Origin of the sequence: Nocardia sp. MDA0666 (assembly GCF_003023875.1) — a bacterium.
GTDB classification, from domain to species: domain Bacteria; phylum Actinomycetota; class Actinomycetes; order Mycobacteriales; family Mycobacteriaceae; genus Nocardia; species Nocardia aobensis.
The window spans coordinates 21,824-40,416 of record NZ_PYHT01000015.1 but is presented as its reverse complement, the minus strand read 5'-3'; the positions used below and the strand labels follow the sequence as shown (position 1 = coordinate 40,416).

20 protein-coding genes are annotated in these 18,593 nt (G+C 68.8%); 12 read left to right on the top strand and 8 right to left on the bottom strand.

The annotated features are described in order from the left end of the window. Positions 1-16: 16 nt before the first annotated feature. Both C8258_RS20800 and C8258_RS20795 read right to left on the bottom strand, forming a co-directional pair. On the bottom strand, positions 17-514 hold the full coding sequence (locus tag C8258_RS20800) for an ATP-binding protein (RefSeq protein ID WP_106956641.1): 498 nt from the start codon (positions 512-514) through the stop codon (positions 17-19). A gap of 6 nt (positions 515-520) precedes the next feature. Next, positions 521-880 (bottom strand): STAS domain-containing protein, encoded by a 360-nt coding sequence (locus C8258_RS20795; RefSeq protein WP_199195788.1) that lies wholly within the window; start codon positions 878-880, stop codon positions 521-523. 435 nt (positions 881-1,315) lie between these two features. Between C8258_RS20795 and C8258_RS20790 the strand changes: the two genes are divergently transcribed. Together C8258_RS20790 and C8258_RS20785 are read left to right on the top strand one after the other, a co-directional pair. Beyond that, positions 1,316-1,702: a DUF1304 domain-containing protein gene (locus C8258_RS20790; protein ID WP_106956640.1), complete on the top strand. Its 387-nt coding sequence runs from the start codon at positions 1,316-1,318 to the stop codon at positions 1,700-1,702. Between the two features lie 314 nt (positions 1,703-2,016). Continuing rightward, complete coding sequence (locus tag C8258_RS20785) at positions 2,017-2,448, top strand: tryptophan-rich sensory protein (protein WP_233225233.1); 432 nt, start codon at positions 2,017-2,019, stop codon at positions 2,446-2,448. 72 nt (positions 2,449-2,520) lie between these two features. Here C8258_RS20785 and C8258_RS20780 read toward each other — a convergent pair whose 3' ends face one another. Together C8258_RS20780 and C8258_RS20775 are read right to left on the bottom strand one after the other, a co-directional pair. Beyond that, entirely contained in the window at positions 2,521-5,181 is a 2,661-nt protein-coding gene (locus tag C8258_RS20780) for an excinuclease ABC subunit UvrA (protein WP_199195787.1), read from the bottom strand. 198 nt (positions 5,182-5,379) lie between these two features. After that, the gene (locus C8258_RS20775) at positions 5,380-6,087 is read right to left on the bottom strand and encodes a hypothetical protein (RefSeq protein WP_106956639.1); all 708 of its coding nucleotides are present in this window, start codon (positions 6,085-6,087) and stop codon (positions 5,380-5,382) included. 336 nt (positions 6,088-6,423) lie between these two features. Here C8258_RS20775 and C8258_RS20770 point away from each other — a divergent pair, with 336 nt between their 5' ends. The 4 genes from C8258_RS20770 to C8258_RS20755 all read left to right on the top strand — a co-directional run bounded on the left by C8258_RS20770 (position 6,424) and on the right by C8258_RS20755 (position 9,251). Beyond that, positions 6,424-7,053 carry a TetR/AcrR family transcriptional regulator gene (locus C8258_RS20770; protein WP_106956638.1) on the top strand — a complete coding sequence of 210 codons (630 nt, stop codon included), beginning with the start codon at positions 6,424-6,426 and terminating at the stop codon, positions 7,051-7,053. Continuing rightward, a complete protein-coding gene (locus C8258_RS20765) occupies positions 7,050-7,919 on the top strand; it encodes a fructosamine kinase family protein (protein ID WP_233225227.1) in 870 nt (289 codons plus the stop codon). Before C8258_RS20770 ends, C8258_RS20765 begins: the two co-directional genes overlap by 4 nt. A gap of 197 nt (positions 7,920-8,116) precedes the next feature. Further along, positions 8,117-8,503: a VOC family protein gene (locus tag C8258_RS20760; RefSeq protein ID WP_106956637.1), complete on the top strand. Its 387-nt coding sequence runs from the start codon at positions 8,117-8,119 to the stop codon at positions 8,501-8,503. Positions 8,504-8,759: 256 nt separating this feature from the next. Beyond that, positions 8,760-9,251 (top strand): peptidylprolyl isomerase, encoded by a 492-nt coding sequence (locus C8258_RS20755; protein WP_106956636.1) that lies wholly within the window; start codon positions 8,760-8,762, stop codon positions 9,249-9,251. A 102-nt stretch (positions 9,252-9,353) separates the two neighbouring features. Here the strand turns inward: C8258_RS20755 and C8258_RS20750 are convergent, their stop codons facing one another. Continuing rightward, entirely contained in the window at positions 9,354-10,073 is a 720-nt protein-coding gene (locus C8258_RS20750; RefSeq protein ID WP_106956635.1) for an SDR family oxidoreductase, read from the bottom strand. A 101-nt stretch (positions 10,074-10,174) separates the two neighbouring features. Here C8258_RS20750 and C8258_RS20745 point away from each other — a divergent pair, with 101 nt between their 5' ends. Then, positions 10,175-11,047: a helix-turn-helix domain-containing protein gene (locus C8258_RS20745; protein WP_106956634.1), complete on the top strand. Its 873-nt coding sequence runs from the start codon at positions 10,175-10,177 to the stop codon at positions 11,045-11,047. Here the strand turns inward: C8258_RS20745 and C8258_RS20740 are convergent. Both C8258_RS20740 and C8258_RS20735 read right to left on the bottom strand, forming a co-directional pair. Beyond that, on the bottom strand, positions 10,985-11,695 hold the full coding sequence (locus C8258_RS20740) for a metal-dependent hydrolase (protein ID WP_030516984.1): 711 nt from the start codon (positions 11,693-11,695) through the stop codon (positions 10,985-10,987). The two genes, C8258_RS20745 and C8258_RS20740, sit on opposite strands and share 63 nt — an antisense overlap. Positions 11,696-11,737: 42 nt before the next feature. Continuing rightward, entirely contained in the window at positions 11,738-14,008 is a 2,271-nt protein-coding gene (locus C8258_RS20735; RefSeq protein ID WP_106956633.1) for a serine/threonine-protein kinase, read from the bottom strand. A 373-nt stretch (positions 14,009-14,381) separates the two neighbouring features. Here C8258_RS20735 and C8258_RS20730 point away from each other — a divergent pair, with 373 nt between their 5' ends. The 4 genes from C8258_RS20730 to C8258_RS20715 are packed head-to-tail and all read left to right on the top strand — an operon-like array spanning position 14,382 to position 16,438. Continuing rightward, on the top strand, positions 14,382-15,128 hold the full coding sequence (locus C8258_RS20730; RefSeq protein WP_106956632.1) for a hypothetical protein: 747 nt from the start codon (positions 14,382-14,384) through the stop codon (positions 15,126-15,128). A 40-nt stretch (positions 15,129-15,168) separates the two neighbouring features. After that, on the top strand, positions 15,169-15,441 hold the full coding sequence (locus tag C8258_RS20725; RefSeq protein ID WP_104379303.1) for a hypothetical protein: 273 nt from the start codon (positions 15,169-15,171) through the stop codon (positions 15,439-15,441). Continuing rightward, complete coding sequence (locus C8258_RS20720; RefSeq protein ID WP_036508401.1) at positions 15,438-15,845, top strand: hypothetical protein; 408 nt, start codon at positions 15,438-15,440, stop codon at positions 15,843-15,845. The genes C8258_RS20725 and C8258_RS20720 overlap by 4 nt, the downstream gene beginning before the upstream one ends. A 50-nt stretch (positions 15,846-15,895) precedes the next feature. Further along, positions 15,896-16,438, top strand: a complete 543-nt coding sequence (locus C8258_RS20715) for a hypothetical protein (RefSeq protein WP_036508398.1) — start codon at positions 15,896-15,898, stop codon at positions 16,436-16,438. Positions 16,439-16,442: 4 nt separating this feature from the next. Here the strand turns inward: C8258_RS20715 and C8258_RS20710 are convergent, their stop codons facing one another. Further along, a complete protein-coding gene (locus C8258_RS20710) occupies positions 16,443-17,384 on the bottom strand; it encodes a LysR family transcriptional regulator (RefSeq protein ID WP_106956631.1) in 942 nt (313 codons plus the stop codon). A 102-nt stretch (positions 17,385-17,486) separates the two neighbouring features. Here C8258_RS20710 and C8258_RS20705 point away from each other — a divergent pair, with 102 nt between their 5' ends. Further along, entirely contained in the window at positions 17,487-18,590 is a 1,104-nt protein-coding gene (locus C8258_RS20705; RefSeq protein WP_106956630.1) for a zinc-binding alcohol dehydrogenase family protein, read from the top strand. The last annotated feature ends 3 nt before the right edge of the window (positions 18,591-18,593 follow it).

Here is an 18,593-nt window from a genome sequence, read left to right as displayed (position 1 = left end):
CGCAGCCGAACCGGCGTCACGGCTGCTCCGCCGAGCTGCGCCGCGACCGTTGTCCGGCGTCGAGATCGGATCGCTTTTCGGTGGTGGGCGAGACCACGAATTCGACGGTCGTACCGTCGGCGCCCGAGACGACGCGGGTTCCGGGCATCAGGGCGTTCATCATGGGCAGGCCGCGACCGCGATCGACCTCCTCGTCCGCTCGCGGCGCGCGCCAGGTCCCGCTGTCGGAGACGGTGATGCGGATCGAATGCGTAGCCGTGGCGTGCAGCACGATGGTGCGGCCGTCACCGTGATGCCCGTGCTCGACCGCATTCGTGCACGCCTCGTTGACGGCTAGCAGCAGATCGTAGGCACGATCCGGTCCGAGCGTCGTGCCCGCGAGCCAGGCCCGCAGCAGGGTCCGCACGCGCTGCAACTCCTCGGAGCGGGCCCGGAATTCGATGTGCAGATCCTCGAGCGAGCGCTGCCCGCTGGTCGTCGCGGCCTTCCGGCCGCCGCTCTCGGGGTGACGCATCCGATGTCAGCCGTTCGTGTGTGTGCCCGCGTTCGCGACCGCGGCATCGAGGTCGTCGAAGAGGGCGAATACCGTCGACAAGCCGGTGACCTCCACCACGCGCCGCACCGGCCGCGGCGCCACCACCAACACCCGTCCCGCCTGACGCAGCGCGCGGACCAGCACATTCATTCCCGAGGAGTCGAAGAACTCGACCGCGGACAGATCGACGATCAACTGTCCGGGCTGGCGAGTCACGGCCTGCTGGACAGCCGCATCCAGCCGCGGGGCGGTATGCGAATCGACCTCACCGGCCGCGGCCACCACCACGAAACCGCCCACCGAGATCACATCGGCGGTGCAGCCGCTGTGGCCTTCGTATCCCACGTGTTCACCCTTCCCTACACTCCCGGCATCCGTGTCCGGCCCCCACGAGTATGAATCGTGACGGCCGGGCGGATGTGTGCAGGCACATCTGCGCATGATGAACACCGCGATACTCGGCGTAGTTCGCGGCGCCGCGCGCGGCTGTGGTCTCAACCTCGCAAGATCACCGAGTGTAACGGCCGCTGCGCGCCCTCCGGGACACGCATCGAGCCGCGCTCGCCCAGCCCCGCCCACGGCGGACCTGCCGCATTGGTCGCGCGATGAGCGAAATCGCATACGCCGATGGACGATTGAGAGACGAACGGCATGTCGGGGTGGCCTGGTGCGGCATTCGCGGGCCCGGTCAGGTGTGTCTGCCGCGACACCCGCCGTGTCGCCGACATGTCCAGGCCGCCGCGTGGTTATATCGCGCGACGACGTTCACGGAGGTGTTCGGTGACGACAGCAGGTCTCATCCTCGCGTGCCTTGCGGCCGCGATTCACATCTACATCTTCTACCTGGAATCGGTGGCGTGGACGAGGCCGAAGACGCGGGCCATCTTCGGAGTGTCCTCGGCCGCCGAAGCGGAAACGACCAGGCCGCTGGCCTTCAATCAAGGCTTCTACAACCTGTTCCTGGCCGTCTGCGTGATCGCAGGCACCGTCTTCGTCGCGGTGGGCGAGACGACGATCGGCGCCACCCTGGTGTTCACCGGCGCCGGCTCGATGACCGCCGCCGGCCTGGTGCTGCTCCTGTCCAGCCCCGACAAGGCGAGCGCGGCCCTCAAACAGCTGGTGCCGCCGCTGGTCGGCGTGATCCTTCTGGCAATCGGCCTGCTATAACGCGCCGGTGGCTCCTGTCGCCTGCCGGGGGCGTGGGCACCTTTTCCGGCGCGGTGACGCTGATGCCGAACCGGCGAACAACACGCGAGCCGATCTTCCGTTAGTGCCGACGAGGTGCGGGTAGGCCGAGCAGGACCGACCACGCTGCCGGCTCGTGACGAACGCGATTGCGCGGCAGCTCCGAGCTCACCGGTGGGACACTGCACGGCCGGAGCGCAAGCCCGGCGAGGAAGGAGCCTCTCGTGATCGGAACGCGCACTCGGCGTACGGATTCGAGCCGATGGAAGGAAGCGTGGTGGACCTTCCCGGCCACCATCGCCGCCGCGGCAGCAGGCTCGGCCGCGACCACGACCGGCTCGCACTGGTACCAGCGGCTGGACAAACCGCCCTTCCAACCCCCGCCCGTGGTCTTTCCCATCGCATGGACAGCCCTGTATGCCGATATCGCCGCCACGACCGCCCGAGCGCTCGCCCACGCCGAGCCGAACCAGAACCGGGCACTCCGCAACGCTCTGCTGCTCAACCTGGTTCTCAACGCGAGCTGGAGCTGGGTCTTCTTCCGCGCACACCGCCTCGGCGCTGCCACCGCCGTCGCGGCGGCCCTGACTGCGAGCAGCGCCGACCTCACCCGCCGCACGGCCGGGGTGGACCGCAGCGGCTACCTGCTCGCCGCCTATCCGGTGTGGTGCGGCTTCGCCACCGTACTGAGCGGCGCGCTCTGGCGCCGAAATGCGTTGCGGGGGTGAATAACCGGCCCCCCTTGTTTACGGCCCTGAGAGCTTCCGCGCCGCCCCGATATCGATCTTTCGAGGGGCGCGCTATCGCAGAGCTGCGGCGAGATAAGGGGCGGTCGCGCTGGCGGGATCGGCGGCCGCCTCGGCCGGGGTGCCGGTGACGACGACACGGCCGCCCTCGTTGCCGGCGCCGGGTCCGAGGTCGATGACATGGTCGGCCTGGATCACCACGCGCATATCCAGTTCGGCGACCACGACGGTATTGCCCGCGTCCACGAGTTTCTGCAGGTGCAGCATCAGCCGGTCGGTATCGGCCGGATGCAGTCCGGAGGTGGGCTCGTCGAGCAGATACAGGGCGTCGCCGCGATGGGCGCGCTGCAGTTCGGTGGCGAGTTTGACCCGTTGGGCCTCGCCACCGGACAGTTCGGTCGCCGGCTGTCCCAGCCGGAGATAACCGAGCCCGACGTCGCACAGAACCGTCAGCGAGCGCAGGATGTCGGCGTCGCCGTCGAAGAACGCGCGCGCCTCGTCGACGCTCATCTCCAGAACCTCGGCGATATTGCGGCCCTGCCACGTGATTTCGAGTGTGCTCGCCTGGTAGCGGGTGCCGTGGCAGTCCGGGCATGGCGTGTAAACGCTGGGCAGGAACAGTAATTCGACCATCACCCAGCCTTCGCCCTCACATGTCGCGCACCGCCCGGACGCGACGTTGAACGAGAACCTGCCTGCGTTGTAGTGCCTGCGCCGCGCCTTGGGTGTACTGGCGAAACGGCGGCGGATGTAGTCGAACATTCCGGTGTAGGTGGCGACATTCGAACGGGGAGTGCGGCCGATCGGTTTCTGATCGATGGACACCACCCGGCGAAGATCGCCGACTCCGCCGACGATCGTGCCGTCGACGGTCTGCGACTCGTCCGAGAGCAGCAGGTCGTCTCCGTCGTCGTCGGCCGTGATCACCGGATGGCCCAGATGCTCACCGACCAGCGCGGGGAGTGCTTGACTGACCAGGCTCGACTTCCCGGAACCCGAGACCCCGGTGACCGCGGTCAGGCATCTCAGCGGAAACGACACCGATACGTCACGTAAGTTGTTGCGGCGCACCTTCTTCAGGCGCAACCATTCCTCCGCCTGCCTCGGCGGCCGGGGTGCGGGCCGTTCGTGGCCGAACAGATAGCGACGGGTCGCCGATTCATCGACGTCGCGCAAGCCGTCGGGCGGTCCGCTGTGCAGAATCCGGCCGCCGTTCTCGCCCGCGCCGGGACCGAGATCGACCAGCCAGTCCGCGGCGCGGATGATGTCGAGCGAGTGCTCGACGACGAACACGCTGTTGCCGCGGCGCTTCAGCCCCTCCAGGATGCCCAGCAGGGCGTCGCGGTCGCGCGGGTGCAGTCCCGCCGACGGCTCGTCGAGGACGTAGACGACTCCGAAGAGCTGGGAAGAGAGTTGCGTCGCCAGCCGCACGCGCTGCAACTCGCCCGACGACAGGGTCGGTGTACTGCGGTCCAGAGACAGATAGCCCAGGCCCAGGTCGGTGACCGGCCGCAGCCGCTCCAGCAGTTCGGCGACCAAACGCTGTGCGGCAGCACGTTTTTCGACCGACATATTCGGCGTGTGACGGACATCCGGAGCCGCATCGTGTGCGGAGCCGCCGGCCGCGACCCGTTTCTCGACCGCGGTGCGCCGGGCCGACTCGTCGAGGACGGCGTCGGAGCCGATATCGGCCGGACGCCAGTTCTCGGCGAGTACCGACGACAAGAGTTCAGCGAGGCGGGCCAGGGGAAGTGCGGAGAATTCGGCGATGTCGAGCCCTTCGAACGTCACCGACAGGGCCTCCGGTTTGAGCAGTTTGCCGTCGCAGGTCGGGCACACCGCACTGCTGATGAATCGCGACACCCGCTTTTTCACCGAGGCGCTCTTGGTGTTCGCGAACGTGTCGAGGACGTACCGGCGCGCGCCGGTGAACGTGCCCTGGTAGCTGGGCTCCATCTGCTGCTTCAGCGCGCGGCGCGTCTGCGCCGGGGTGAACCCCGCGTACACCGGCACCGTCGGATGCTCGTCGGTGTAGAGGATCCAGTCGCGGTCCTTCTTCGGCAGATCTCGCCAGGGCCGGTCGACGTCGTAGCCGAGCGACACCAGAATGTCGCGAAGGTTCTGGCCGTGCCAGGCCGGGGGCCAGGAGGCGATCGCCCGGTCCCGGATCGTCAGCGACGGGTCGGGCACCATCAGTTTCTCGGGTACCTCGTACACCCGGCCGATACCGTGACAGGTGGGACAGGCGCCCTGCACGGTGTTCGGCGAGAAGTCCTCGGCATAGAGCATCGGCTGCTTCGCGGGGTAATTACCGGCCCGCGAATACAGCATGCGGACCAGGCTCGACAACGTCGTCACACTGCCGACCGAGGATCGGGCACTACCGCCGCCGCGGTGTTGCTGCAGGGCGACCGCCGGCGGCAGCCCCTCGATCGAATCGACATCGGGAACGCCGACCTGATCGATGAGCCGGCGCGCGTACGGCGCTACCGACTCCAGATACCGGCGCTGGGATTCCGCGAACAACGTGCCGAAGGCCAGCGACGATTTCCCCGAGCCCGAGACGCCGGTGAATACGACCAGCGCATCGCGCGGGATATCGACATCGACGTCGGCGAGATTGTGCTCCCGCGCACCGCGCACCTGGACGCAGTCGGGGACGACGATCGACGGGTCCCCGCCGGGTGCTCGCTTCCGCGCGGAAGTACGTGTCATCACCTGCCCTCACGTCTACGGTGGTCGATCCGGTGCCGAAGGATGCTCTGATCTCATCGGTTACCCGGGACCGGTCGCTTCTATCGTGGGCAAACTGCTCGCACGGAACCCAGCCGTGAATTTCCGGCACCTACGACGATGCCCTCACAGCAAACTGCTGTGAGGGCATCGTCGCGGAGACTGGCGGCGGTAAGCGCGTTATTTGCTCGGTGCCGGCTTGAACGGGGCGTTGATGGTCGCGAAGTACTGGATCGCGGCGCCGATCGCGACCGGAGCGGTCACGAAGATCTGGCCGGCGAGCACACCCAGGAAGCCGACCGCGGCGGCACCGGCGATGCAGCCGCCGAGCGGGCCGAGGCCGAACAGGGTGGCCAGCGCACCGGTGGCGACGACTCCCAGGGCGGCGCCCGCGATGCAGCCGATGGCCGCGCCGCCGATACCACCGGCGAGGGTGCCGATGGTGGCGCCGGTGGAGATGGTGTCCTTCAGGCGGTTGAAGGCGGCGGTCTCACGGTCGTAGGGGGTCTTCCAGGGGGCCGAGTCCTCGAAGGGGAGGGCGACCGGCTTGTAGACCGCGTGCTGCTCGTCGAACTGCGGGGTCAGGGTGGCGGTGTTGCCGGAGATGTCGGCGGCGATCGGGAACTCGAAGTCGTCGACCCGGAAGTTCAGCGGGGTGCCGGCGAGCACGGTGCCGTTGGCGGCCTTGATCTTCAGCATGCCGTCTTCGTTGACGATCGAGCCGCCGTCGGTCTTGATCACGGCTTTGTCGTTGTCGACGACGCTGGCCTTGTAGTAGACGCTCTCGGGCGCCGCGGGGGCAGCAGGGTCGGCGTGGGCGGTACCGGCCGCGACACCGACGGCGGCGACCAGCATGGCGGCGGTCGCGGCGAATTTCCTCATCATCATTTCTGCGGAACCTCGAGACGGAGTGGTTCAGGGACGAAGGAATCACAGACGAGGCCAGCTAACAGACAGTGAACGCCCGGAGTCCATTCATTCAGATCCCGTTCACCACGCCCGCCCCGCTGTCGGCGAGACGTCTGAAACCTCCAGTGCGAGTGATGCTTTCTCGCGAGGCCGGAAATGAAGCGGAATGCGGCTGAACTGCCGTTTGTGGCTGTTATCACAGACTTTTCCCAGCATGATGCCCGAATCGTCCGGTGATTCCCTCCGGTGCTCACCTGCGTTGTCTCGTGACTCGAGCGACAATGTGCCCATGGCCGTCCTCGACGAACCCACGACATGGCGTCGCTGACCCGCCCCGGCTCGCGGTCTCGTGAGCGCGACGAACGGCGTGACGCGGTGGAGCGGCGGGTGCTCGCGGCCGTGGATCGGCTGCTGGATACGGGCGTCACCTACACCGAACTGCCGGTGGCCCGGATCGCCGCCGAGGCCGATATCGCCCGCTCCACCTTCTACCGCTACTTTCCCGACAAGAGCCAACTGCTGATCCGGATGGCCGACCTGGCGACCGACGATCAATTTCGCACGGCCGAACTGTGGTGGGCTGCGGATCACCTCGACGGAGAGGCCGGGGTGGTCACCGCGATGCGGCTGATGATCGCCGGAACCCGGTCACACCATCGCGTGTTGCGCGCGCTCACCGAGGTGGCGGGCTACGACCGCGATGTGGGCCGCTACTGGCAGGAGCGGGTCCAGCGCTTCACCGAACTCGTCCGTCTGCGGCTCGACCGCGAGCGCGCGGCCGGCCGGGTTCCTGCCGACCTCGAGGTGGAGGCCACCGCCATCGCCCTGACCTGCATGGTCGAGCGTGCCATCGACTTCACCTTCGCAGCCGGGAATCCGGTGGACGACGAACAACTGGCGCGGGCGCTGGGACGCGCGATCTGGCAGACGGTCTACGCCTCGTGAGCGAGCTGTCGGCGCATCTGGAGTCCCTGCTGGGCATGCCGGTGGTGGCCGAGCACACGGTCGGCCGCGGCCACGCGTGGACCCTGTATCGCGTGCGGCTCGCCGACGGCCGCGACGCCTTCGTGAAAAGTGCTGTGGGCGAACCGGGTTCGACCGCCGACCACGCCTTGACCGCCGAAGCCGCCGGGCTGCGCTGGTTGCGCGAGGCCGACGCCGCCGGTCTGATCCCACAGGTTTTGGGCGCCGACGACCGCACACTCGTCCTGCCGTGGTTGAACTCGACAGCGCCCGGCCGCGAAGCCGCGGAACAGTTCGGTGCGGCGCTTGCCGACCTGCACACCCACACCGTCGATCGGTACGGTGCCCCGTGGGTGGGTCGCATCGCCACCGTGCCGCAGGACAACGCGATGGTCGCGGGGGAGTGGGGGCCCTGGTATGCCCGGTACCGACTGCAGCCGCTGCTTCCCGCCGCCGCATCCGTGCTGGGCCGCAACGGTATTCGGCTCGTAGAGCAGGTGATCGACGAGAGCGGCGAACTGGCCGGCCCGCCGGAACCGCCGTGTCGCATTCACGGCGACCTGTGGTCGGGCAACGTGCTGTGGACCGAGCGCGGCGTGATGCTCATCGATCCGGCCGCCCACGGGGGTCATCGCGAGACGGACCTGGCCATGTTGCGGCTGTTCGGCGCTCCGCATCTCGGCCACATTCTGGGGGCATACCAGGAGCGCTTCCCCCTCTCGTCCGGCGTGGAGCAGCGGGTCGCACTGCATCAGCTGTATCCGTTGCTGGTGCATGTCGTGCTGTTCGGTGGGGGATACCGGGAACAGGCCGTCGCTGCGGCGGAACAGGCGTTGTCCGCAGGGTGAAAGCGTCTGGGCGACAGACTGTTTCGTGATGAGGGCCGATGTGTTCGGCCAAGTTCCGAGCGGAGAAACACAAGTAAGGAACATATCGATATGGACGTATGCGCATCTAGGCATGTGGACCCGCAGTGTCGTCGCGCGGTAGACCACCGGCTCACCGGTGACAACCACAGCCATGACGGAGTGGCTACGGTCGGGCGATGGAGTTGCGGAGGATTCACCATGCGGCGATCATCGCGTTGGACTACCAGCGATCGAAAACGTTCTATACCGAGGTGCTCGGCCTGCGGGTGGTAGCGGAGCACTACCGGGCCGAACGTCGTTCGTGGAAGCTGGATCTCGCACTGCCGGACGGCGCCCAGCTGGAGCTTTTCTCGTTCCCGGATCCGCCGCCGCGGCCGTCGCGGCCGGAGGCGTGCGGGTTGCGTCATCTCGCCTTCGCCGTCGAAGACGTCGCCGCGGGCCTGGCGGAGCTGCGGGGGAGGGGAGTGGTCGTCGAGGAGGTCCGCGTCGACGAATTCACCGGTCGCCGTTTCGGTTTCTTCTTCGACCCGGACGACTTGCCGCTGGAGTTGTACGAGGCCTGAAACCCGTCTCTGCCGTTGTGACGGCCAGGAGAAGCCGGCGTTCGAGACCATGCCGGGCGGCATTGCGGCGATCGACCGCAAAAGCAATATGTGATGGAGATATGCGCATCTAACTATGTGACTCCATCATGGCGCGCCGCAGACTTCCAGCTCAAACAGCGAAAACGAAAAGAAGCACACGAAGAGGAAGGTCTTTTCGTACGTCCGAGATGAGGGGTTGTCCGCCGGGTGAGGGCGGCTGCCATACGATGACCGGATGACCACAGTGTTGCTCAACACATCAGCCGGGGACATCACCCTCGAATTGGACGAGACGAAGGCGCCGCAGACGGCCGCGAACTTTGTGGACTACGTCAAGTCCGGCCATTACGACGGGACGATCTTCCACCGTGTGATTCCGGGTTTCATGGTGCAGGGCGGCGGTCTGACCGCCGATATGCAGCAGAAGCCGGCGCCCAACCGGGTGCAGAACGAGGCCAAGAACGGGCTGCGCAACGACAAGTACACCGTCGCGATGGCGCGTACGGCGGATCCGCATTCGGCCAGTGCCCAGTTCTTCATCAACACGGCGAACAACGACTTCCTGAACTACCCGGGTCAGGACGGCTGGGGTTATGCGGTCTTCGGGCGGGTCGTCGACGGTAATGCCGTCGTGGATTCGATCGAGGGTGTCCGCACGGGCTCCAAGGCCGGCCACCAGGATGTGCCGGTCGAGCCGATCACGATCGTCTCGGCTCAGCTGGCCTGACCGGCAGGGCGCGCGCCCCGCATATCCGTCGATTCAGCGCCGCAGTGGTAGCGGTGCCGATGACGGGTGGTGCGGGGCGCCGCCATATGCGAGGTGGTCTCGTCAGACCAGGCGGTGGCCGCCGTCGACGTGGAGGACTGCGCCGGTCAGGAAGTCGTTGTCGAGGACGGCGTGGAAGGCGGCCGCGATATCGGCGGGACGGCCGATGCGGCCGGCGGGCAGCCGGGCGGCCATCGCGGTGAGGCGGGCGTGTTTGTCGGGGCCGGCGAAGTCGTCCCAGATCGGGGTGTCGACCCAGCCGGGTGAGACGGCGTTGACCCGGATCGGCGCCAATTCCAGGGCCAGCGCTCGGACCAGGCCTTCGAGGGCGGCGTTGGCGGTGGCGACGACCGACCCGCCGGGAGCGGGACGATAGGCCGCGATGCCGGAGGTGACGGTGATGGAGTTGGTCACCCGGTCCGCTGCGTATTTGGCGACCAGCCACGGCCCGAGCACCTTGATGTCGAGGACCGTCCGCGCGTCGTGTGCGGGGAGTTCCGTGAGCGGTCCGTATCCGTGTCGCATGTCGGCGGCGGTGACGACGACGTGATCGACCGTGCCGACGGTGTCGAAAAGTGCTGCGATGGAGGCTTCTTCGGCGATGTCGACGCGCTGTGAGCGGACCTGATCGGGAAATCCGAGGTGTGCGGTCGCGGCGGTGAGGCGGTGGGTGTCGCGGGCGGCGATGGTGATTCGATGGCCGGCGGGCAGAAGCCGTTGGGCCAGGGCGAGTCCCATGCCGGAGCTGCCGCCGATGACGAGGGTGTGGGTGGTGTCGGTCATGGATCCACCGTGCGGTGCGGCGAGGGCGGCGGGGAGACCGGCTGTGGCCTGGTCCTGGCGGGGCTACCCCAACGTGGCTGGGAAGCGGGCACACTGGATGAGTGAATGATCGCCGGGCCCTGGGAGAGTTCCTGCGTGCGCGTCGCGCGCGGGTGCAGCCGTCGCAGGTGGGTCTGCCGCCGGGGACGCGGCGGCGGCAGACGGCGGGCCTGCGCCGCGAGGAGGTGGCGGCGCTGGCGGGTCTGAGCGTGGACTATTACATCCGGCTCGAACAGGGCCGCGACCGCAATCCGAGTCCGGAGGTGTTGGCGGCGTTGGCGTCGGCGTTACTGCTGAATACCGACGAGGCGGCGCATCTTTACCGGGTGGCGCGGCTGGCAGGGGCGCGGTCGGCCGCGGTGGCGGCGCCGGTGGAATCGGCGGGGCGGGGGATGGTGTTGCTGCTCGATTCGGTGCGGCCCACACCGGCTTTCGTGCTCGATCAGGTGAGCAATCTGCTGGCGGCCAATCCGGAGGGGTTGCGGTTGCTGTGGGGTATCGAGGAGTGGGAGCCGCTGCGGCGGAATCTGATTCGGTATGTGTTCACGCATCCGGCGGCGCGGACGGTGTTCGAGGATTGGACGGGGATGGCGCGCGATTGTGTGGCGCATCTGCGGGTGGTGCAGGGGGCGGGGTCGCATCCGGTGGAGCTGGCCGCGCTGACGGGTGAATTGTGCGCGGCGACCGCGGATTTCGAGGCGCTGTGGGCGCATTACGACGTGCGGGCCAAGCGCGGTACGCGGCGGATGTTCCGGCATCCGGCGGTGGGCCGGATGGAGTTGACCTCGGAGATTCTGACCGCGGCGGACGGGCAGCGGTTCGTCGCGTTCCAGGCCGAGCCGGGCAGCCCGGACCGCGACGCGGTGACGCTGTTAGGGCTGGTGGGTGATGACGTACCAGAGCGCGGCGAGGGTGCCGAGCACGAACAGTGGTGAGATCAGCCAGGTTTCGACCTTGTTGCCGGTGCGGTCGATGATCGGGATCCGCGTGCGGATGTCCAGTGGCCAGAACAGCCGGCAGCCGCGGTCGGTGAGGCAGTCACCGATGAGGTGGGCGAGGGCGCCGAGGCCCACGGAGAACGGCAGCCAGGCGGGTTTGTCGGAGATCCACTGGTCCATGGCGAAGGTGCCGGCGACGGCGAGTACGGCGATGGTGGCGTAGGAGCGCAGTCCTTCGCCGGGCGGGCACAGGTTCAGGGCGCGCACGGCGAGGGCGAGCAGGAAGAAGACCAGGCCTAGGGTGAACCAGCGGCCGATCCAGTGTTCGCCGGCCCAGGTGCCGTAGGTGACGGCCGCGACGAAGGCCAGCGAGTGGGTGGCGTGGCGGTGGCCGCCGGAGACGGTGGAGATGATCTTGCAGGCGGTGTGCGTGATCGGTCCGAGCGCATGCGAGATGGTGCCGCTGGGGTGGTCGGCGTCGGGCAGCAGGGCGGCGCCGGCGGTGAGAAACGTTCCCATGAGCAGGTCGACGGTGCCGAGATGGCCGATCTGCGCGGCGGGGAAGGTGAGAATCGAAAGTGGTAGCGCGGCAGCGGCTCCCGCCCACGCGAGCGCACCACTGGTCGCATGTGAATGTCCTAGCACCGCCTCGAGATTAGCCGATCTTGGTCTGGTGACCGCAGCCGGTCAGGAGTGGGGGTGCGGGTCGAGGATGCGGTCGAGGGCGTTGAGGTCGGATTCGAGTAGATAGAAGGTGCGCAGGGTGATGAGGAAGGCGAAAAGTCCTCCGACACAGAGACCGACGATGGGGCCGATGACGGTCTGTTGCTGGTCGGGGGTGAGGAATACGAGGCCGGCTGGGACGCCGATGAGCGGGACGCAGGCGGCGACGCCGAGGTAGATGCGGCTGCGGTGCACCATGCGCCGGAGCATGGCGGCGTCGGCGGGGGTGGTGGCACCGGCGGCGACCAGGCCCGGGTAGTACCAGCGCAGGACGAAGTAGGTGACGGGGAAGTAGGTGTAGACGACGGCGACGCAGGCGGCGACGAGGTTGCAGGCGATGAGGCTGGTGGTGATGCCGGCGGATACGTCGCCGAGGGTGTGCAGTTTGACGAGGAAGACCCCCAGTGCGGCAAGCCATCCCGCGAAGGTGGCCACGGCGATGCGGTCGCCGCAGGCGAGGGTGTCGGCGCGGGCACGGGCGAGGGTGTCGGCGTCGAATTGTCTGCCGCGGCGTAATCCGTTGGGTATCACGAACACCGAGCGGCACCAGTACATGAGGGCGGCGATGGCGATCGGGTAGGCGATGGCGATCATGACGATGCCGAGGCGCACCATCTGGTGGGCGGCGTCGGGGCCGAGGGCGTCGCGGATGAGTCGCAGATTGTGGGAGCCGAGGTAGAGCCCGGCGAGCAGGTGGCCGAGCAGGCTGGAGAGGGTGACCACGGGCATGGGGCGCATGCGCAGGCGGGCGCGCAGGCTGTGGGTGGGCGGGTCGACGAGGTCGCGGGCGGCGCGGTCCTGGCTGAGGTCGAGTTGCTGGGCGAGGTCGGCGCCGGTGGCGTAGCGGTCGGCGGGGTCGGGTGACAGGCAGGTGAGCAGGGCGTGGCGCAGCAGGGCGGGGGTGTCGGGCGGGAGGTCGGCTTCGAAGCGGGCGGCGACGGGTGTGCGGCGCCGGTCGATCATGGCTTGCAGGGATTCTTCGGTTTCGCCGGCGTCGTGGCCGTCGTCGAAGGGGAGGCGGCCGGTGAGCAGTTCCCACAGCACGACGGCGAGGGCGTAGAGGTCGGTGCGGGTATCCAGATCCGCAGCGGTCGTGTCCAATTCGGGGTGGCAGGCCTCGAGTTGTTCGGGGGCCATGTAGGGCAGGGAGCCGCCGAAGTAGGCGACGGGGTTGGCGCCGGGCAGGTGGCGGCTGAAGCTGATGTTGAAGTCGGCGAGTTTGGGCTGGCCGTCGGCGGTGAGCAGTACGTTGGCGGGTTTGAGGTCGCGGTGCAGGATGCCGCGGCGGTTGGCGTAGTCGAGGGCGGCGGCGAGGCGGCTGCCGAGCCAGGCGACGGTTTCGGGCCAGCTGAGCCGGGCGAGTTCGGTGCGGGTGGGGGAGGGCTGGGGTTCGAGGACGCCGCCGGTGGTGGTGGCAGCGTCGATGGCTTCGAGCAGGAGTTTTCCGTTGCGCTGGGCGGGTGGGGTGCGGCGCAGCATGCGCAGGACGCCGAGCAGGGTGCCGCCGGGCACGTACTGCATGTACATGAGTTTGAGGCGCTGGTCGGTGATCTGGCGCTGGTCGAAGACGCGGACGATGTGGTCGTGGTCGAGTTGGGCCAGGGTTTGTGGTTCGCTGCCGCGGTCGTGGGAGATCTTGACGGCGACGAGGCGGCCCATGGAGCGTTGGCGGGCGAGGAAGACGCGGGCGAACGCGCCTTGGCCGAGGGGCAGGAGCAGGTCGAAGTCGTCGACGGTGGCGCCGGGGTTGATGGTGTCGAGTGTGTCGAGGGCGGTGGGGTCGGCGAGCATGGTGGTGCGCAGTCCGGGTGCCGAGGGGGGTAGGTCCTCGAATCCTTCGGTGATGCGGGCCATCTGGATGGGGTAGTCCTGTTCGTATTCGCCGAGGTCGACGGCGTGGTGGTCGCGGCGGCTGCGGGCGTTGATCTCTTCGTAGACGAGGTCGGGTGGCAGGGGTGCCGCGGCGAGTTCGGGGAATTGTTCGCGGTAGTCGGCCAGGCGCGGTGCGTCGGTGTCGCGTTGCCAGCGTTCGTGCAGGTCGATCTTGATGAGTTCGATGAGCGCGGAGCGGCGCAGCGCGGGTTCGGCGGGCAGGTGGGCCGACAGATCGGGTGGTTCGCCGGCTGTTTGCCATTGCCGGGCGAAGCGGGCGACGAGCGACGTCAGCGCGGTCTGCGTGGCGGTGGCGCGGTCGGCACCGGGGTCGGGTGCGGTCGCGCCGAGGTTGTCGGTCATCCCTCGCTCGCTTCGAAATCGGTGGTACCCGGGCCCGGACCCGAGAATAGGTGAATCCTCCCATGAATTCCGGGTAACGTGCCGATGCCGTTACGTTATACGGGATTTCGCGCGTACCGTGCGGTGCTGGGAAGCCGGTCGCCTGCGGCGGCGGAATATCGCGAGCGTCGGGTCGGTGGGTTCGGCGGGCGGGCGGTGGCGAGGCCGTCTCGCGGGCGGGCTGGATGGCGCTGGATTAGCTCGGGGGTTGTTCGCGGGTGCGGCGGATTGCGGTCGGGTGCTGGCATTAGCGGATTGAAGCGAGATAGGCTCCGGGGGATTGTCGAAGGAGCCGAGCGGCCGGATCGGTCGCTCTCGTCGAAAGGGGTCCGCCGTGTCGGTGCCGGCCGCGGTGAAATCCGAGATCCAGACCATCGGGGGCGCGTTCATGTTCTCCCGCGAGGCCAAGGCCTTCGGTGTCACCACCGGCGTGGACGGCTTCATCGGACCCTATACCCGCGGCCGCGGCGGGGTGCTCGGCGAGGTGGATGCCGATGTGGTGACCGCGGCGTTCGGGTTCTTCGAGCCGGAAACCGTTCGGGCGGCGTGGAATTCGGTGGCGATGGCGCCGGCCGAGGCCGCGGCCGGTTATCTGGCGGCGTGCCAGGGTTTCGGTCGCCGCAAACTCGCCGGATTCGACGACGTGGACCGGTTGGCCGAATTGCTGCAGGTGGTCACCGATTCCGCCGATGTCGCGGGGGTGAGCCTGTTCGCGGGCTGGCGGGCGTTGCCGCTCGCCGGCGATGCCCCGGGCCGGGTGTTGCAGTTGATCCACTGTCTGCGAGAGCTGCGCGGCGGCCTGCATCTGATCGCGGTGCGGGCGAGTGGGCTGTCGCCGTTCGAAGCGGTGCTGATCGGCGGTTCGCCGCGGACCGACGGGCCCACGCAGGCGCGGCTGTTCGGGTGGGGTGAGCGGGTCGATGCCACCGAGGTGAGCGCCGCGATGCGGGACCGCTGGGATGCGGCCGAGGCTTTGACCGACGAGTTGATCGCCCCGGCCTTCGCGGCGCTGGACGATACCGCGGGCAAGGAGTTGGTCGAGCTGCTGCGGCAGGCCTACGCCACAATCTTCACGCGATAGTCGCTGCCGTCCGTTCGCCATACTGACGTACCCTGTTGGTATGGCGGAGACGAAGAAGGTGACGATCTCGGTCCCCAAGGATGATGTGTCGACCTTGGAGCGCTGGAAGGCGTCGGGGCGGATCGACAATCTGTCCGCCTACGTGTCGGCCGCGTTGCGGGATCGGATGGATCGCGATATCTCGCTGGATGCCATCGAGTCCAGTTTCGGTGGCGTGCCGCCGCTCGAGTTGGTGAATCAGGCCCGGCGTGCGCAGGGCCTGCCGCCGCTGTCGGCGGAGGATCTGGATCGGCGAAGCGCCGGCGCCGCGTGAGCCCGGCCGCACTGGGCGGCGTGGTGTTCGACACCGCCGCCGTGGTGGGCTGGACGCGGCGGCTGCCGTATGTGCACGCCGTGGCGTGGGCGACGGCCGAGGCCGGTCACACCATCGTGGTGCCCGCGGCGGTGGCGGCGGCGGGGCAGGCGCTGATCCGGCCGGATCGGCTCGATATTCTCGCGGTGTTGCTGGAGCTGCCGCACACCGTGGTGACCGGACTGGACACCGGCGCGGCCTCCCGGGTCGCGGCGCTGCTGGCCGGGCGCTCGGATGCCGATGGTCTGGTGGCCGCCGGACACGCCGCCAGTGAGGCGGTCTCTCGCAATTGGCCGTGTTTGACCGCTCGGCCCGATATGTTGCGACGCATCGACCATCAGGTGCTGGTCGATCCGCTGCCCTGACCGACCGCGGCCGCGGCTGCCGTGCCGACGACGAGGAGAGGACCGCGACCATGTCAACGGCCCTGAGCCCCCGGATTTCCCGGCTGCGCCAGCTGATCGACCATCCCGCCACCGGCGCCGCCGAACGCGATGCCGCCCAGCGCATGCTCGACCGCATCCTGGCCAAGCATCCGCAGGCGGCGGGGCCGCGTGGTGATCGTGACTACGGTCCCCGCTATCACCGGGTGGGCCGGCATGCCACCCTGGCGAGCATCGCCGAGATGATCAGTCAGGACATCGCTTTCGCGAAGATCTTCAGCATGCCGCAGCATCGTGCGGAGCTCGCCGAGCGTTCGCCGATCCGCGATGCGCCCATCGAGATCTCCTATTCGGTCGCGACGCCGTACGTCGGCAAGATCATCGTCACCATCGAGGGCGTGCCGCGGGAGTGGGGCTGGGTCAGCGACTGCGGTATCGACAACCCGAGTCCGGCCCTGCAGGAGCTGGCCGACGAGCTGGCCGAGATCATGAACGCCTACAACCACGACGGCAGCGATATCGGCAAACGTTTCTTCGCCTGTGTGCGGGTCCCCGAGCGGACCCTGATCTGGTGACCCACTAGCCCGGCGTCCGCCCGGTAGCGGGGGCGAAAGGTGTTGCGGCGCTTCGCAATGCGTCGATGACGGCGGCGATCGCGGGGGTGAGTGCGGCGGGTGGGCGGATCAGCGACAGGCGGCGCAGCTCGGTGGCGGCGCGGTCGTGGGTACCGGTGAGCACGCGCACCGTGATCACCTCCGGCGGCAGTATCGGGAACAGGCCCGAGGGGACGGTGGTGAGGCCGCAGCCGGCGGCGACGAGGGCGAGTTTGGCGAGCCAGTCGCGGGCGCGGTGGGCGATGTGGGGGCGGCCGGGCAGGCCGGGCCACACGCCCAGCAAGGGTTCGGTGGTGGCGGCGGGGCTCGCGATCCAGGGGGCGTCGAGGAGTTCGTCGACGGTGACGGTGGCGCGGCCGGCGAAGCGGCCGGTGGCGGGCGCTGCGACGAGCAGTTCGACGTCGGTGAGGTGTTCGATGATCAGCCGGGGTAGCTCGGTGTCGGGTGGCCGGTGCGGCGGGCGGGAGGTGATCACGGCGAGATCCAGGCTGCCGGCGCGGATAGCGCGGACCAGCGCCGGAGTGGTGCCCTCGCGGGTGGCCACATCCAGGCCGGGATGGGTGCGGCGCAGCGCGGCCAGCGCGGTGGGTACGAGGACCACGCCCGTGCTGATGAGGCTGCCCAGCCGCACCTGCCGGGTGACGTCGTCGCCGTCGAGGTCGCGTCGTGCCGCGTCCAGGGCGTCGAGGACGACGCGTGCGTGGCGCAGCAGGGTGAGTCCGGCGGGGGTGAGGTGGACGCCGGTGCGGTGGCGTTCGAACAGGGGTTTGCCGGCCCCGCGTTCGAGGGCGGCGGCTTGGCGGGAGATTCCGGATTGGGTGTAGCCGAGGGCAGTGGCCGCGGCGGTGAACGAGCCGCGTTCGGCGACCTCGGCCAGCACCCGCAGCCCGGCCGGTGACAGGTCCATGACGGTACGGCATACCAGATATGCCGGACTCTCGCTGGTGGCATGGGCGGATCGCGACCTACGTTGGCGAGGAAGCTAATTCGGAAGCAGGAGGAGCGGGCGATGCGTGCGGCGATGTTGGAGCAGTTCGGGCGGCCGTTGACGGTGACGACCGTGCCCGATCCGGTGGCCGGGCCGGGTGAGGTGCTGGTGGATGTGCTGGCGACCTGCGTATTGCCTTATGCGGCAGAGGTTTTCGGTGGTGCGCGCAAGTACCCGCTGGAGCCTCCCGTGATTCCGGGAATGGGCGGGGTGGGCCGGGTGGTGTCCGCCGGACCGGATGCGACCCGGCTGCGGCCCGGTGACCTGGTGTGGTGTGACCCGACGGTGCGTTCTCGCGACGACGCGCGCACCCCCGACATCACATTGCAGGGCTGGAGTTCGCGCGGGGCGGGCGGGCTGCGGTTGTCGCGGTATTTCCATCACGGCTCGTTCGCGGAGCGGATGGTCGTGCCGACCGAGAACGCCGTGCCGCTCGGTGACATCGATGCCGGGGATGTGGCCCGGTGGGCGGCGCTGGCGGTGCCGCTGGTGCCGTACGGGGGCCTGCTGGCGGCGGACCTGCGTGCGGGGGAGACGTTGCTGGTGAGCGGGGCGACCGGCAATTTCGGGGGTTCGGCGGTAGCGGTGGGGCTGGCGATGGGGGCGAGCCGGGTGGTGGCTCCCGGGCGCAACCGCGCGGCTCTGAACCGGTTGCGGGACCTGTTCGGTGAGCGGGTTCGCCCGGTCGAGTTGACCGGTGACGAGGAGGTGGATCGGCAGGCGATGCAGGCGGCGGGCGGGGGACCGGTGGATGTCGTGCTCGATATTCTGCCGCCCGCGGCGGATTCGCGGGTGGTGCGGACCGCGGCCATGACGGTGCGGGAGTTCGGGCGCGTCGTGCTCATGGGCGGGGTGGGGATGCTGGGCGGTGCCGATCTGGCGCTGCCGTATCCGTGGCTGATGCGCAACAGTGTCACGGTGCGCGGGCAGTGGATGTGCCCGCGCAGCGCGGTCGGCGGGCTGATCGAGCTGGTGCGGTGCGGGCTGCTGGATCTGTCGGGTGAGACGGTCACGGCCTTCGGGCTGGCGGAGATCGCGGCGGCGGTCGAGCATGCCGCGGCCCATCCCGGGGCGTTCGATCGCACGGTGGTGTTGCCGCAGCGGCGGTCACCACTGCCGGAGTAGGTA